Origin of the sequence: Bifidobacterium apousia (genome assembly GCF_007559275.1) — a bacterium.
Lineage (GTDB): Bacteria > Actinomycetota > Actinomycetes > Actinomycetales > Bifidobacteriaceae > Bombiscardovia > Bombiscardovia apousia.
In genome coordinates, this window is record NZ_VMHK01000006.1 from 1 (window position 1) to 14175 (window position 14175).

General features: G+C 62.5%; 12 protein-coding genes and 2 tRNA genes. 13 read left to right on the forward strand and 1 reads right to left on the reverse strand.

The window, feature by feature from the left end:
- Positions 1–149 precede the first annotated feature (149 nt).
- Positions 150–222, reverse strand: a tRNA-Ala gene (locus tag FPK30_RS07060).
- Between the two features lie 213 nt (positions 223–435).
- On the opposite strand from FPK30_RS07060, the gene FPK30_RS07065 reads away from it, so the two are divergent.
- The 13 genes from FPK30_RS07065 to FPK30_RS07125 all read left to right on the forward strand — a co-directional run bounded on the left by FPK30_RS07065 (position 436) and on the right by FPK30_RS07125 (position 14023).
- A complete protein-coding gene (locus tag FPK30_RS07065) occupies positions 436–1461 on the forward strand; it encodes a D-2-hydroxyacid dehydrogenase (RefSeq protein ID WP_144085900.1) in 1026 nt (341 codons plus the stop codon).
- A gap of 5 nt (positions 1462–1466) precedes the next feature.
- Complete coding sequence (locus FPK30_RS07070; RefSeq protein ID WP_029676252.1) at positions 1467–2282, forward strand: DUF1287 domain-containing protein; 816 nt, start codon at positions 1467–1469, stop codon at positions 2280–2282.
- Positions 2283–2388: 106 nt separating this feature from the next.
- The gene (locus FPK30_RS07075) at positions 2389–3339 is read left to right on the forward strand and encodes a magnesium transporter CorA family protein (protein WP_024627661.1); all 951 of its coding nucleotides are present in this window, start codon (positions 2389–2391) and stop codon (positions 3337–3339) included.
- Between the two features lie 9 nt (positions 3340–3348).
- The gene (locus tag FPK30_RS07080; protein ID WP_144085901.1) at positions 3349–4179 is read left to right on the forward strand and encodes a glutamate ABC transporter substrate-binding protein; all 831 of its coding nucleotides are present in this window, start codon (positions 3349–3351) and stop codon (positions 4177–4179) included.
- A 75-nt stretch (positions 4180–4254) separates the two neighbouring features.
- Complete coding sequence (gene leuS / locus FPK30_RS07085; protein WP_144085902.1) at positions 4255–7224, forward strand: leucine--tRNA ligase; 2970 nt, start codon at positions 4255–4257, stop codon at positions 7222–7224.
- Positions 7225–7324: 100 nt separating this feature from the next.
- Positions 7325–7990 (forward strand): ComEA family DNA-binding protein, encoded by a 666-nt coding sequence (locus FPK30_RS07090; RefSeq protein ID WP_144085903.1) that lies wholly within the window; start codon positions 7325–7327, stop codon positions 7988–7990.
- A 461-nt stretch (positions 7991–8451) separates the two neighbouring features.
- Positions 8452–9927 carry a ComEC/Rec2 family competence protein gene (locus tag FPK30_RS07095; RefSeq protein ID WP_186279441.1) on the forward strand — a complete coding sequence of 492 codons (1476 nt, stop codon included), beginning with the start codon at positions 8452–8454 and terminating at the stop codon, positions 9925–9927.
- Between the two features lie 38 nt (positions 9928–9965).
- Positions 9966–10943, forward strand: a complete 978-nt coding sequence (gene holA, locus FPK30_RS07100) for a DNA polymerase III subunit delta (protein WP_144085905.1) — start codon at positions 9966–9968, stop codon at positions 10941–10943.
- Positions 10940–11542 (forward strand): tRNA (adenosine(37)-N6)-threonylcarbamoyltransferase complex ATPase subunit type 1 TsaE, encoded by a 603-nt coding sequence (gene tsaE / locus FPK30_RS07105; RefSeq protein WP_144085906.1) that lies wholly within the window; start codon positions 10940–10942, stop codon positions 11540–11542. Before holA ends, tsaE begins: the two co-directional genes overlap by 4 nt.
- A complete protein-coding gene (tsaB, locus tag FPK30_RS07110; RefSeq protein WP_144085907.1) occupies positions 11539–12327 on the forward strand; it encodes a tRNA (adenosine(37)-N6)-threonylcarbamoyltransferase complex dimerization subunit type 1 TsaB in 789 nt (262 codons plus the stop codon). The genes tsaE and tsaB overlap by 4 nt, the downstream gene beginning before the upstream one ends.
- Complete coding sequence (rimI, locus tag FPK30_RS07115; protein WP_144085908.1) at positions 12324–12836, forward strand: ribosomal protein S18-alanine N-acetyltransferase; 513 nt, start codon at positions 12324–12326, stop codon at positions 12834–12836. Before tsaB ends, rimI begins: the two co-directional genes overlap by 4 nt.
- Entirely contained in the window at positions 12829–13872 is a 1044-nt protein-coding gene (gene tsaD, locus FPK30_RS07120; RefSeq protein ID WP_144085909.1) for a tRNA (adenosine(37)-N6)-threonylcarbamoyltransferase complex transferase subunit TsaD, read from the forward strand. The genes rimI and tsaD overlap by 8 nt, the downstream gene beginning before the upstream one ends.
- A gap of 78 nt (positions 13873–13950) precedes the next feature.
- A tRNA-Asn gene (locus FPK30_RS07125) sits at positions 13951–14023 on the forward strand.
- The last annotated feature ends 152 nt before the right edge of the window (positions 14024–14175 follow it).

Genomic DNA, 14175 nt, shown 5'->3' on the forward strand with positions numbered 1-14175 from the left:
AGATACCCCAACACCACACTCTGACCAACACACAACCAAACCCACACACAGAACCTAAAACAACGCGTTTAGTTCCTATAGGCCCGATCTGGCGTTTGCAAGCCCAATGAATATAAAAAGATCCCGAGGTGACCTCGGGATCCTATCTGTGGAGCTAGGGGGATTCGAACCCCCGACCTTCTCCATGCCATGGAGACGCGCTACCAGCTGCGCCATAGCCCCGTGCTTGCCTTGCTTGGTGAAGCCTTGCTTATAGTACACCGGGATTGGCAAATGGAGCAACTCAGTGTGTTGCCCCGGAATTGCAGGGATTGTGAGCTAATTGATGGATTTTATCCTCGAATGGTCTTGAGTCATTCCTGAGCTTGCAAGTGCGCTAGCATGATGAACAAGGGGCGACCAAGGGGGTCGGCAGCAACGGAAAGGCGGCGGACCATGACCGGCAAAAACGATGCCGAAGTGCGGGTTGAAAAGCGGAACGAGAACCATCCTGGGGACCAGCTCATCATCAACTGTCTGCCCTTGGACCAGAGTGAACGACAGGAATTCCTCCAGGCGGCTCCAGGCGTTCGTCAGGAGTTCATTGTCGACACGGACATGCGGCAGAGCATGCATTGGCTCATCGATGTCCCTGAATCCCTCCGATCGGAGGCCACGATCATTTTGGGTAATCCGCCGGCCGAGCAGGTGGTTGCCTGCCGTAACCTGGTCTGGCTGCAGACCAGCAGCGCGGGTGTGGATGCCTACATGAAACCGGGGGTTCTGCCTCCGGGCGCCATGTTGACCAGTGCCTCAGGCGCTTACGGGCAGTCGGTCTCCGAGCACATGTTCGCCATGATGTGGGCTCTGATGAAGGACCTGCCGGCCTACCGGGACAATCAGCGTTTGGGCCGTTGGGAACCTCGCGGGCCCGTCCTTTCGCCGCATGGCTGCCAGGTCCTGGTTTTAGGCACAGGGGATATCGGAGCCTCCTTCGCTCGTCTGGCCAAGGCCGTAGGCGCTCGGACCATCGGCATCAGGCGCCATCCCGACCAGCCGGTGGAGGGGTTCGACCGTCTGGCTGGTTTTGACGATCTGGATGCCCTGCTGCCTGAGATGGATGTAGTGGCTCTGGCCCTGCCTTCAACGCCGCAGACCCGGCACATCATCGATGACCATCGTCTTGCATTGATGAAGTCCACCGCCGTGCTGATCAACGCGGGCAGGGGAGATGCCGTGGACTGCATGGCTCTGGCCCAAGCCCTGGATAAGGACGGCATTTTCGGTGCAGGGCTGGATGTGACTGAACCGGAGCCCCTGCCTGAAGACCACCCGCTCTGGAGGCAACCACGCTGCCTGCTCACCCCGCATGTGGCCGGGGGAGCCTACCTGCCCTCCAACATGGACAAGGTTCGGGAAATCTGCCTGGATAACCTTCATCGGTTCATGGATGGCAGGCCCCTGCGCAACCGGATGAGGTGACCGCTGTGTCTACAGAGCGAAACCGCGGCGGCCGCAGCCAGCGGCGGACAGTGGTTCTGCGGTGGGCGGCTGTCCTGCTGGCGCTTGCATTGATTGTGGCGGGCTCCTTGGCCCTGGCTGGCAGGCTGGTGGGCGTCGGGCCTGCTCGCCATTCAGACAATCAAAACTCCTCCGCAAACGGCCCCAGGACCGCTTCTCACGGCCCTCCTGGATATTCTCCAGAGCAGACCGCGGCCCATTCGCCTCTGACCTCGCCTGTAGACTACAACCATGACGGCGTGGATGACTACACGGCCATGGTGCGTGGAGCCCATCAGGAGGCCCGCCGCCATCCTCATTATGACAGCGGCTACTACCAGGGCGGCTATCCTCCCGATGACCGCGGCGCCTGCACCGACGAGATCTGGAGGGCCTTCCGGCAGGCCGGCTACGATCTGAAGACCATGGTCGATGCCGATATCGCCTCGTCTCCTGGGGCCTATGCCGGAGTGATCAACAGCCCGGATCCGAACATCGACTTCAGGCGGACCAACGTCCTCGGCGTATTCCTGTCCCGGCATGCCCAGCGTCTGACCAACGACACTGCGACCACCGACCAGTGGCAGCAGGGCGACATCGTCATCTTCGACACCTCCTGGCACATCGGCATGGCCTCCGATAGAAGGGACAGCCGTGGCATTCCCCTGCTTCTGCACAACATGGGCCAGCGCGACAGGGAGAACGACTACCTGGGCTCGCCAGGCCACCGTCCCATCACCGGGCATTTTCGCTTCGACGCCTCCAAAATCCAACCCGCCGTCCTGCGGCCATGGCGGGGATGACCGGGGACTACCCTGCGGAATTGAACACGGCGGTAACTGGTTGTCTGCTACTATCGGTTCGGCCAGAAACGTCGGCCAGGTTCGAGCACGAGAGGCGGTGATGGCGATGATGAGAGTATTCAGCACCATGAACGGGCAGATCGAGCAGATCGGCAAGGCTTCCAAGGGCTCATGGATATGCTTATCGGCGCCCACCGATGTCGAGCTGGCCAACGTCTCCCAGACCACCGGTATCGACCTGGCTGACCTGCGTGCCCCCCTGGACGATGAGGAGCGCTCGCGTGTGGACGTTGAGGACGAGTACACCATGGTCATCGTCGACATTCCCCGGGCTGAGGAACGCGACGGCCGGGACTACTACGAGACCATCCCTCTGTCCATCATCGTCACCGAGGATCTGATCGTCACCGTCTGCATGCAGGACACCGTCCTGCTTCATCCCTTTATGGAGGGCACCATCCGGGGTTTCAACACCTTCATGAAGTCCCGCTTCATCCTGCAGATCCTCTACCGCAACGCCACCCTCTACCTGCGCTACCTGCGCATCATCGACCGCGAGTCGGACCGGCTGGAGCTCAAGCTGCGCCACTCCATGCAGAACCGCGAAATTCTTATGCTGCTGGAGCTCAACAAGACCTTGGTCTACTTCGCCACCAGCCTCAAGTCCAACGAGATCGTCCTGGAGAAGCTGACCGGGCTGGAGCGGATCAAGCGCTACCCGGACGACGAGGACCTTCTGGGCGACGTGATCACGGAGAACAAGCAGGCCATTGAGATGGCCAACATCTACTCAAGCGTGCTTTCGAACATGACTGATGCCTTCGCTTCCATCGTCTCCAACAACGTCAACAATGTGATGAGGATCTTCACCATCATCTCCATCAGCCTGTCGGTGCCCACGCTGATCTTCTCCATGTATGGCATGAACTTCAACCAGGGCATGTTCGGCATGCCCTTCACCGACAAGCCCTGGGGCTTCGCGGTCGTGGTGATTCTTTCGGGTCTGGTGACCGCCTTGGTGACCTGGTTCCTGACGCGCTCGAGAATGTTCAAGTAGGTGTCGATCATGTTTGCACGCAGGATTGCGGCGGCTCTTGCGGCACTGGTTCTGGCGGTGCCCCTGAGCGGGTGCGGCCGTCAGGAGGATCGCTACCGGGCGGGTTCCATCGGGCCCAAGATCAGCGTGGGCATCTCCTTCGACCAGCCCGGGCTTGGATTCGCCCAGTCCGGCCAGTACCGGGGTCTGGATGTGGATGTGGCCCAGTACGTGGTCCACGAGCTGGGATACGCCGAGTCGCAGATCGTCTTCCGCCAGGTGAAGCCTGCAGACCGCGAGCGCATGCTCGAACAAGGCCAGGTGGACATGGTCGTGGCCGGCTACTCCATCACCCAGGAACGGCAGAAGCTGGTGGATTTCGCCGGACCCTACCTGGCTGCAGGGCAGGACCTGCTGGTTCGTCGAACACAGAATGACATCGCCGGGGTGGAGGATCTGGCCCAGAAGCGGGTCTGCGTGGCAGCGGGATCCACCTCCGGGGCCCTGGTGCGCTCGCTGGCACCCCAGGCCCAGGTCCAGGAGCGGGAGGAGTTCCCCGAGTGCGTCACGGCCCTGCTCAGCGGGGACACGGATGCCGCCAGCGGCGACGATTTTGCCTTGGCCGGCCTGGCTCATGTTCGCGGCGGCGGCCAGCTGCGTCTGGTCGGCAAGCCCTTCTCCAACGAACATTACGGCATCGGCGTGCCCCACGGGGATCCGGAGCTGGTGGGCGTCATCGACCAGGCCCTGAAGAGGATGATGCGGGACGGGTCCTTCAAGGCCGCCCTGGGCCGGGCCTCCAGGTCCATCGGCTATTCCATTGATGCCGCCGCCCGCACCCTGCGGCCCGGCGATCGCTGAGCAAGGCTTCCGCCAGGATGACGGATGCTGGACACTGGCTAGGCCGTGTCCATGTGAATGGCGATAATTCACCATATGAACGCGAATGAAGACAGGGATCATCAGCAGACCCAGGAATCCGATCAGCCCAAGTTCCGCTACGATGCCGCCATGGCGCAGACCATCGAGGAGCACTGGCAGAAGCGCTGGGACAAGGAGGGCACCTTCTGGGCAGCCAACACCAAGGGCGACTTGACCGATGCCCAGGGCGATCATGCTGGGGGCCGCAGTCCCTACTTCGTCATCGACATGTTTCCCTATCCCTCGGGCAAGGGCCTGCATGTGGGCCACCCCCTGGGCTACATCGCCACCGACGTGGTCAGCCGTTACCACCGGATGAAGGGCGAGAACGTCCTGCACGCCATGGGCTACGATGCCTTCGGACTGCCCGCCGAGCAGTATGCGGTCCAGACCGGCCAGCATCCCCGGGTCACCACCGAGCAGAACATCGCCAACATGCGCTGGCAGCTGCACCGGCTGGGGCTCAGCTTCGACGACCGCCGCTCCTTCGCCACCATCGATACGGACTACGTGCGCTGGACCCAGTGGATCTTCTCGCGCATCTACGAGTCCTGGTACGACCCCGACTACCGCCGTGCCGACGGGGGGACGGGCTCGGCCAGGCCCATCAGCGAGCTGGTCGAAGCCTTCAAGTCCGGGAGCAGGCCCATCCCGGGCCATGCCGACGCCTCATGGGAGGACCTGGATGAGACCGAGCGCTCCGAGGTGCTCAACGACTTCCGTCTGGCCTACATCTCGCGCTCGCCGGTCAACTGGTGCCCCGGACTGGGCACGGTCCTGGCCAACGAGGAGGTGACCGCCGAGGGGCGGTCCGAGCGGGGCAACTACCCGGTCTACCAGCGTGAGCTCAAGCAGTGGTCCATGCGCATCACCGCCTACGGCCACCGGCTTCTGGAGGATCTGGACATTCTGGACTGGCCCGAAAAGGTCAAGCTCATGCAGCGCAACTGGATCGGGGAGTCGCACGGAGCCTCGGTGGAGTTCACCGTGCCCAGCCCCGACGGGAACCAGACCATGGAGGTCTACACCACCCGTCCCGACACGCTTTTCGGCGCCACCTTCGCCGTGGTCTCTCCCGAGCACGACCTGCTGCAGCATCTGCCACAGGAGTGGCCTGAGGATGTGCCTGAACAGTGGAAGGGCGGCTATGCCAATCCCGCGGAGGGCGTGCAGGCCTATCGCAGGGCCGCCGAGGCCAAGACCGCCAAGGATCGCGTGGACGAAGGCGGGGCCAAGACCGGCCTGTTTACCGGGCTGTACGCTCTCAACCCCATCACGGGGGACAAGCTGCCCATTTTCACCGCCGACTACGTGCTGATGGACTATGGCACGGGGGCCATCATGGCTGTGCCTGGCGGTGATCAGCGCGATTACGACTTCGCCGTCAAGTACGGTCTGCCCGTCGTCTATACGGTCAGCCCGCTGGCCGATTCCGGACAGACCTTGGACGACTATCGGGGCAAGGCGCCTTTCGTCTCCCACGACGGCATTGTGGTCAACTCTTCGGTCCATGCCACTCAGGCCGTTGGCGACCCGCTCAGCCTGGACGGCCTGCGGGTTGACCAGGCCATTGAGAAGGTCACTGAATGGCTGGAGTCGGCGGGAGTCGGTCATGGGACGGTCTCCTACCGGCTGCGCGACTGGCTCTTCTCCCGTCAGCGCTACTGGGGCGAGCCCTTCCCGGTGGTCTATGACGACCAGGGTCTGCCCCACCTGCTGCCCGACGACCAGCTGCCGGTGGCCCTGCCGGACGTGCCCGATTACTCGCCCAAGACCTTCGACCCCGAGGATGCCCAGTCCAGCCCCGAGGCACCGCTGAGCCGCAACCAGGACTGGGTGAACGTGACCCTGGACCTGGGCGACGGACCCAAGGTCTACCACAGGGACACCAACACCATGCCCAACTGGGCAGGCTCCTGCTGGTACTACATGCGCTACATCGACCCCAAGGACGACCGGCACATGGTCGATCCGGAGGAATACGCCTACTGGCTGGGGCCCAAGCACAACGCTACGGCCGGGGAGTCAGGCGGTGTCGATCTCTATGTGGGCGGTGTGGAGCACGCGGTTCTGCACCTGCTCTATGCCCGCTTCTGGCACAAGGTCCTCTATGATCTGGGATACGTCTCTTCCAAGGAGCCCTTCCACAAGCTCTTCAACCAGGGGATGATCCAGGCCTACGCCTACACGGACCAGCGCGGCCAGTATGTGCCCGCCGCCGAGGTGGAGGAGCACGAGGAGGGCGGCAAGGTCAGCTACACCTGGCAGGGGAAGCCGGTCAACCGCGAGTTCGGCAAGATGGGCAAGAGCCTCAAGAACATCATCACTCCGGACGACATGTACCGTACCTACGGGGCCGACACCTTCCGCCTCTACGAGATGAGCATGGGACCCCTGGACGAGTCCCGGCCCTGGAACACGCGCAACGTGGTGGGCGGCATGCGCTTCCTGCAGCGGCTCTGGCGCAATGTGGTGAACGAGCAGACTGGCGAGGTGGTCCTGGATGAGGGCGAGCCCGACCAGAAGACCCTGAAATTGCTCAACACCACCATCCACGACGTGACCGTGGAGATGGAGGCCATGCGGCCCAACACAGCCATCGCCAGGATGATCGTGCTCAACAACCATCTGACCGGGTTGAATCCGACGCCTAGGGCAGCCATCGAGCCACTGGTGCTCATGCTTTCGCCCATCGCCCCCCACATCTGCGAAGAGCTGTGGAGCCGTCTGGGTCACAAGGAATCCCTGGCGCATGCCCAGTGGCCGACCTGGGATGATCGCTATCTTGGCGAGGACACCGTCACCGCCGTGGTCCAGATCAAGGGCAAGATCCGCGGCAAGTTGCAGGTCAGCCCCGACATCGCGCCTGACCAGCTCAAGGCCATGGCCCTGGCGCTGCCTGCCGTTCAGGAGCGGCTGGGCGGCAAGGAGCCGAGAAAGGTCATCGTCAAGGCGCCCAAGATCGTTTCGGTCGTGCCAGCCTGATCCTGCACTGCCCGCAGCCAGGCTGTGGACAGGCGATGACCTTCGACCACATAGCCCCTCGACCTCATATCGGGGGGCTTTTTCATGCCAGGCTGGGCCCATGAGCATCAACATCACCCAGCCGCCGGCGCCGCCCCTGCAGGCTCTGGCCCTGAATCAGTCAAGTCGGTCGGAGCGATCGGCTGAAGACATGGCCGAATCACAGATTCGACGTGATCGGCCCGTCTGGTCGTTTACGCCGCTTCAGGCCTTGACAGCCATTCTTGTTCTGGTGGTTGCCCTTGCGGTCAGCCTGACCCTGCTGGCCCAGCAGGAACGGGCGCTGGCTGCAGGAGCAGCAGTCGACGGATCCGGGGGCATGTCATCGACTCAGGCAAACGGCGATGCCCACAGTGCTGCACACCGCAGCAAGCACCGCTCAGGAAGCGATAGTAGCCGGAACACCCATGGCGACGAAGGCAGCGAACATACCAATGCGGCATCAGATTCCGCTCAGGATGGCGAAAGGGCAGACAATGCCTCTGCTGCTCCGGTCTCCGATGCATCCGCGGGAACAGCGGATCAGACCGGACGCGTGAATCTCAATAGCGCCAGCCAAGCGGATCTGGAGAACGTCAAGGGGATTGGACCGGTCACGGCAACAAAAATACTGGAGCATCGGCGTGCTATCGGCGGTCGCTACGCCTCGGTCGATCAGCTGCTGGATGTCCCCGGCATCGGTGCCAAGACCCTGGCCCGATTACGCCCATATCTGGTGGCGCAATGATGGCCGGCCGGGCAAGAGATCGTCCTGCTGCTGATCGGGCAAACGGCAATCGCAATCTTCGTATGCTCCCCGCTGCTTGTCTGGCCTGGGCGGTTGCCCTGCTTGTCCCGTGGCTTCTGGACCGGAGCATGGGCGGATCCGTGGCCGGGTCAGCCAAAAGCGGCGGCTGGTCCAAGACGGCAGGGGAGTCCAGAGGTGGCATAGCTGGTGGGGGCACGGGCATGTCGGTCTGGTTGATGCCGCTTGTCTTGGCGCTTCCATTACTCATAGCTATGGTCCTGCTTGCGTTCAAACTCGTTTGCTTGGTCGCTGCAGAGAACTCCGATTGCAAGGGTCAGGTATTGCGTCACCCCTCTCGCTCATGCCCACGAAACCGCCTGCCCCAAGGTTGTGAGTCTCCGTGTATCCCCACCGTGCCGACCTTGGCATCCACTTGGTTTGGTCCTCGGAAACTGCCGACCTTGGCTGTCTTGGCTGCGGTGGCTCTGACTGCATCATTGGCCGCCGCAGTCGGTCATGAGTCAGCGCGCAGCGGGCCGGCAGCCCGGCAGATACGTCAGGGCAAAGCGCTGGCCGAGATTCGTGGCCGGGCTGTGGGCCCTATGAGTGCATCCTCTCGGCGAGGCTGGGACTGTCAGGCGGAGATCAGACTGCAATGGGTGACTGTGGCCGGAGTGCGCATGCCTTCCGATGAGCGCATCATGTTCTTCGCCCGCAGCCGGTCATGCCTGCTGCAACAGGGAGGGCAGTATCGTGCGAGAGGCCTGTTGGAGCCCTCTGCCTACGGCCGTCCTATTCCTTGGTTGGCTGTGGAAGACGGCACGAAACAAGTCGAGCCGCCAGGCCCTTGTAGACGGTTGATCGCCCGTATGCAAAGGGCCTTTCTCGAACAGACCAGCAGACTGGACGATCAGGGACGGATCCTGGTGCCAGGTTTGACCATGGGCATCCTGGGCAACCAGGCCCTGCCTGGGTCGGATGGCTCCCTGGGCAGACCGGCAGTGGAGCCCGCCTATACAACCCGTCTGACCCAGGACTTCAGGGCATCGGGCATCCTGCACCTGATGGCTGTCTCCGGCGGGCACTTCATGATCCTGGCCTCGCTGCTGGTGAGGATCATGCGAGCCCTGCGCTCGCCGCCTTTGCTGATGGCCTTGGTTCTGTCTGCCGCCTATCTGGGTCTGGGCATGCTGATGGTCCCCGGGGATTCAGTCTTGCGCGCTCAGACCATGGGGCTTCTTTCGGCGTGGGCTCTGGCTGCCTGCCGGCCTGCCCAGTCATTGAACACGCTGTCCTGGTGCGTCCTGCTGGTCCTGATCCTGCGACCTTCCATGGCTGCCAGCTTCGGCTTCGCGCTCTCCTGTGGAGCCGTGCTGGGCATCGGCCTGGGCAACCGGCGGTTGGCGGCCCTCCTTGAAGATCATCTTCCGGCATTTCTGGCACGTCCATTGGCCACGACCCTGTGCGCTCAGGCCGGGACGCTGCCCGTGCAGGTGCTGATGAGTCCTGGGTTGCCTCTCCTGGCTCCACTGGCCAACCTGCTGGTCACTCCTGTGGTCGACGCTGCCACAGTGACCGGTCTGCTGGCACTGCTCACCTCCTGGCTCTGGCCTCCAGTGGGTCTGTTGCTGGCCCGACTGACCTCCCTGGGTACGGGAGTCATGGCTTTTGCCGCCACGTGGCTAGGCGAGGCAGCTGCTCCGGCGGCTTGGCCGCCGGGACCGGTCGGTAGTGCCTGCCTGGTTGGTCTGGGTCTCATGGCTATGATCGATCATCGGCTGATTCGATTCATCCGTGCCCGGGGGCGGGTTCATTCATGGCCGGCTGCGGCAGCGGCGAATTCGGGGGTTCCCTTCCGGCCGTCGGCTTGGGTGTCCATCAAGGGCTGGCTACGGCAGACCTATGGCCTTCTAGCCCAGCTGGTCTTCAAAAAATGACCGAGGGTAATGTCCAGCGATGAAGGGAGATTTGAGTCATGACCAAAGCTCAGCAGGAGAACCCTTCCGTCCATCTGGTGGTCGGCGGCGATCCCTTCCTCAACGCTCAGCGTTTCAAGGAGCTGTGCGCGCAGGCATGCGCCGCCCATCCGGACAGCGAATACATCGAGCTGGACGCGGCCGACTGCGACGCTTACGCCTTTCAGGAAGCGGTCGGACCCTCCCTGCTCAGTCAGACGGCTGTGGTTTGTCTGGATGATCTGCAGGCGGCTGATGAAGCCCTGAGCCAGGCCTTGATCGATTTCTGCCGTGAGACCGCAGGAGCCGAATCCAGCATCGTCATCGCACGTCATGACGGGGGCAACCGGGGTCGCAGGCTTCTGGACCAAATGGCGCGAGCCGGAGCGGTCACGGAGCGGATGCCGGATCTGAAGAAGTTCGACGACAAGGTCGACTTCGTCTATGGGCGTTTCAAAGCCCATCAGCGCCGCATCCAGCCACGGGCGGCCCAGCGTCTGGTGGACGTCCTGGGCGAGCGCACTCCGGAACTGGCTGCCATGTGCTCCCAGCTCTGCTTCGATTTTGACCAGGATCCCATGACCCTGGAGATCGTCAACGATTATCTGACCGATAACCCGGCTGTATCCGGATTCGCTGTGGCGGACAGGGCCCTTGCCGGCAGGCCGGCCCAAGCCGTCGTCGCTCTGCGTACCGCCCTGGAGCAGGGCAACGAACCAGTCTCCTTGATCGGCGTACTGGCCTTGAAGCTGCGGACGCTTGGCAAGGAGGCGGCCATCGAGTCGGGATCCATTACCACAGCCGAGGCCAAGGCCGCTTACTGGCAGTTGCGGGAGGCCAAGAGACAGCTGCATGGATGGACCTCCTCCGGCCTGGCGGCCTGCATCGAGGCCTTGGCCCAGGCTGATGAGATCAGCAAGACCAGCAGCGGCGACGCCCGCTATGCGCTGGAACGGGCAGTCGAGCTGATCGCCGCCAAGGGAAGGATACGGGCATGAGCTTGCAGGACAGTGCCGGGCAACAGGACGGATTTGAACTGGCTGTGCCCACAGGCGAGGACATGCAAGGCCTGGGCAGAAACCTAGCCTCGTGTCTGCAAGGCGGGGACGTGATCCTCCTGTCCGGGCCTCTGGGAGCGGGCAAGACCACGCTGGCCCAGGGACTGGGCGACGGACTCGGAGTGGACGGTCCTGTGGTCTCGCCCACGTTCACCATCGCAAGAGAACTGCATGGCCACCTGTCCGACGGCCTACCGGTTACCCTGATCCACGTGGATGCCTACCGGCTGGGCGGACAGGGCTATCTTCCTGGCGAGGATGCCGTGGATCGGCTCCTGGACGAGCTGGAGTCCCTTGGTCTGGATGAGGAATTGGAAGATCCGGGCCAAAGGACCATCATTCTGATGGAATGGGGCGAGCAGATGGCCACTGCCCTGGCCGATCAACGTCTGGAAGTGACCATCGACCGGCACGTGGATCCCCGGGAAGATCCTGAGGCGCCACCCAGCTCCCAGGGTCAGCGTATGGTACGTCTGCGTGGAGTGGGTCCGTCATGGGCCAAGAGAATGGATCAGCTGAGAAAGGCGATGACGGCATGAGCGGGACCGATACGTCCCTTTTGGTGATCGATACCTCCTATGGCTCGACTGTGGGGCTGCCAGGGCGTGAGCCGTGCATCGAGACCGACTCGCGCTCGCACGTAGAACGCCTCCAGGTCAATATCGCCAAGGTTATGGATCAGGCTGGGCTGTCTGCAGACGATCTGCGGACCATCGTGGTGGGACTGGGGCCTGCGCCTTTCACCGGTCTGCGGGCAGGCATCGTCACCGCCAAAGCCCTGGCGTTCGCCACGGGTGCCTGTCTGCTGGGACAGGACATCCTGGAGCCGCAGGCCCGCTATGCCTACAGCAGGTTCAAACGGCAGGGCCAAGACCATGCACGGCTTCTGGTCCTGGCTGTCAACGATGCTCGGCGGCGGCAGCTCTATTACCGTCTCTTTGACGACTTCGGTGGCGCCGAGGCTCCGGCCCGGCCGCTGACCGAAATGGGCATCGACTATCCGGCGGCTATCGGTGAGAAGATCGCGGCCATCGCGGAAGAGCGGGAGTCGGTGGATCAGGGTCCTGTCGCTCTGGTCATTAGCGGCCATGGAGCCGGCCGCTATGCCGACCAGTGGGAGCGTCTGGATCAGCATTCCGATATACGGGTGATGCTGGACGAAGGATCCTTCCTGGAGGATCGGACACGGGGGACAGGCCTGATGGCTGCTTGCGCTAGCATACGTGCCCAGCATGGGCTGATCGACCCGGTGGAGCCCCTGTATCTTCGCCGTCCGGACGTCTCGGTGCCCAATCCGCTTAAGCATGTGGCAGTCCAATCATGATTCGCGGGGCGGTCTTGGAGGACCTGGACCGGTTGGTCGATCTGGAGTCGCGCGTCTTCGGCGACCAGGCCTGGAGCCAGCAGGAGCTGCGGTTCGAGTTGGCTGCGCCTTCACGCACCTACCTGGTATGGGAAGACCAGGGTGCCATACTGGGCTACGGAGGCTATTGGTCAGGCGAAAGGGATGCCGAGCTGATGACCCTCGGGGTGCTGCCGGAAGCCCGGCATCGCGGCATTGCAGGATCTCTGCTGGCCAGGATAATTACCGGAGCCGATCGCAAGGGTCTGCAACGCATGAACCTGAAGGTCCGCGTAGACAACCCTGCGGCCATTGACCTCTACAAGGACTTCGGCTTCTCACAGACGGGTCTATGCAAGGGCTACTATCAGCCTGAGGATGTTGACGCCTGGGCTATGACCAGACCTTTAAGCTCGGTTGGACCGGGTCCGGTGGGTTTTGTCAGCAACAAGCTTTCGGAGGGACAGGAAAGGATCATTGATCATGAGTGAGCCCCTGGTGCTGGGTATCGAATCCACCTGCGACGAGACCGCTGCCGCCCTGGTCCAGGGCAACCGGCTGCTGTCCAACGTGGTCGCATCCTCCATGAACGAGCACGCCCGCTACGGCGGCGTCATACCCGAGATCGCCTCGCGGGCACACGCTGAGTCCTTTGTGCCGGTCGTCTCCAAGGCCCTGAAGGATGCGGATATGGACCTGTCCCAAGTGGATGCCATAGCGGTCTCGGCTGGTCCTGGACTGGCTGGATGCCTGGCTGTAGGCGTTTCCGGTGCCAAGGCGCTGGCTTGGGCGGCGAAAAAGCCCTTGTATGGCATCAACCACGTCATAGGACACATAGCGGTCACCCAGCTCCAATTCGGCCCTTTCCCTCAGAATGCCCTGGCTCTGATCGTCTCCGGCGGCCACACCTCACTGCTGCATGTGGATGATCTGGCGCGATCGGTCCAAGTGGTGGGCACCACCCTGGACGACGCGGCAGGGGAGTGCTTCGACAAGATCGCCCGTCTGCTCGGCTTCCCCTATCCGGGCGGCCCCCACATCGACCGCCACGCCCGTCTGGGCGATCCTCATGCCATCGCCGTGCCCCAGGGGCTGACCAAGGGCCGGGCCGGAGCCGAGCATCCCTATGACTTCAGCTTCTCCGGAGTCAAGACGGCCGTGGCTCGATGGGTCGAACGCAGACAGCAGGCCGGGCTCGACATTCCCGTGGATGATGTCTGTGCCTCCCTGGCTGGTTCCGTGGCCACCGTTCTATCCCGCAAGGCCATGGCCGCCTGTCACAGGTTCGATACGGATACCCTGATTGTCGGCGGCGGGTTCTCAGCCAACTCGCAGCTGCGCGGCAAGCTCCAGGAGTTCGGCGACCAGGAGGGCGTCAAGGTCCGCATTCCGAAGATCAATCTGTGCACGGACAACGGCGCCATGGTGGCCATGCTGGGCGTCAACCTGGTCCAGGCCGGACTGCCCCCCTCTGCTCCTGACTTCTCCATCGATTCGGCCATGCCCATGGACAGGATTCTCATGTGATCGACACGCCAAGTTGTCGTATACGAGAGTCCTGACTATAGTATGGTAATTGTGTTCAGCGAGAGTTGAACGGGACATTCCCGCATAGCTCAGTTGGCAGAGCGTTCGACTGTTAATCGAAATGTCGCTGGTTCAAGCCCAGCTGCGGGAGCTCTCAGCCGCCGGTTCTCCGGCGGTTTTTTTTATTTGTATTGTGCGATCAATACAACGAATGCAAGACCCATTGCCCCAAGCGCTCTTGGTTGCTGTATGTACAGATATCAGAATGATCATTTGATTGAATTGCTGTTCAAAATGAATGAT

Excerpts from the sequence above, each read along its gene's own strand:
- FPK30_RS07065 (WP_144085900.1), top strand. The coding sequence starts at position 436 with ATGACCGGCAAAAACGATGCCGAAGTGCGGGTTGAAAAGCGGAACGAG.
- FPK30_RS07075 (WP_024627661.1), top strand. The coding sequence starts at position 2,389 with ATGATGAGAGTATTCAGCACCATGAACGGGCAGATCGAGCAGATCGGC.
- leuS (WP_144085902.1), top strand. The coding sequence starts at position 4,255 with ATGAACGCGAATGAAGACAGGGATCATCAGCAGACCCAGGAATCCGAT.
- holA (WP_144085905.1), top strand. The coding sequence starts at position 9,966 with ATGACCAAAGCTCAGCAGGAGAACCCTTCCGTCCATCTGGTGGTCGGC.
- FPK30_RS07090 (WP_144085903.1), top strand. The coding sequence starts at position 7,325 with ATGAGCATCAACATCACCCAGCCGCCGGCGCCGCCCCTGCAGGCTCTG.
- tsaD (WP_144085909.1), top strand. The coding sequence starts at position 12,829 with ATGAGTGAGCCCCTGGTGCTGGGTATCGAATCCACCTGCGACGAGACC.
- rimI (WP_144085908.1), top strand. The coding sequence starts at position 12,324 with ATGATTCGCGGGGCGGTCTTGGAGGACCTGGACCGGTTGGTCGATCTG.
- FPK30_RS07080 (WP_144085901.1), top strand. The coding sequence starts at position 3,349 with ATGTTTGCACGCAGGATTGCGGCGGCTCTTGCGGCACTGGTTCTGGCG.
- tsaB (WP_144085907.1), top strand. The coding sequence starts at position 11,539 with ATGAGCGGGACCGATACGTCCCTTTTGGTGATCGATACCTCCTATGGC.
- tsaE (WP_144085906.1), top strand. The coding sequence starts at position 10,940 with ATGAGCTTGCAGGACAGTGCCGGGCAACAGGACGGATTTGAACTGGCT.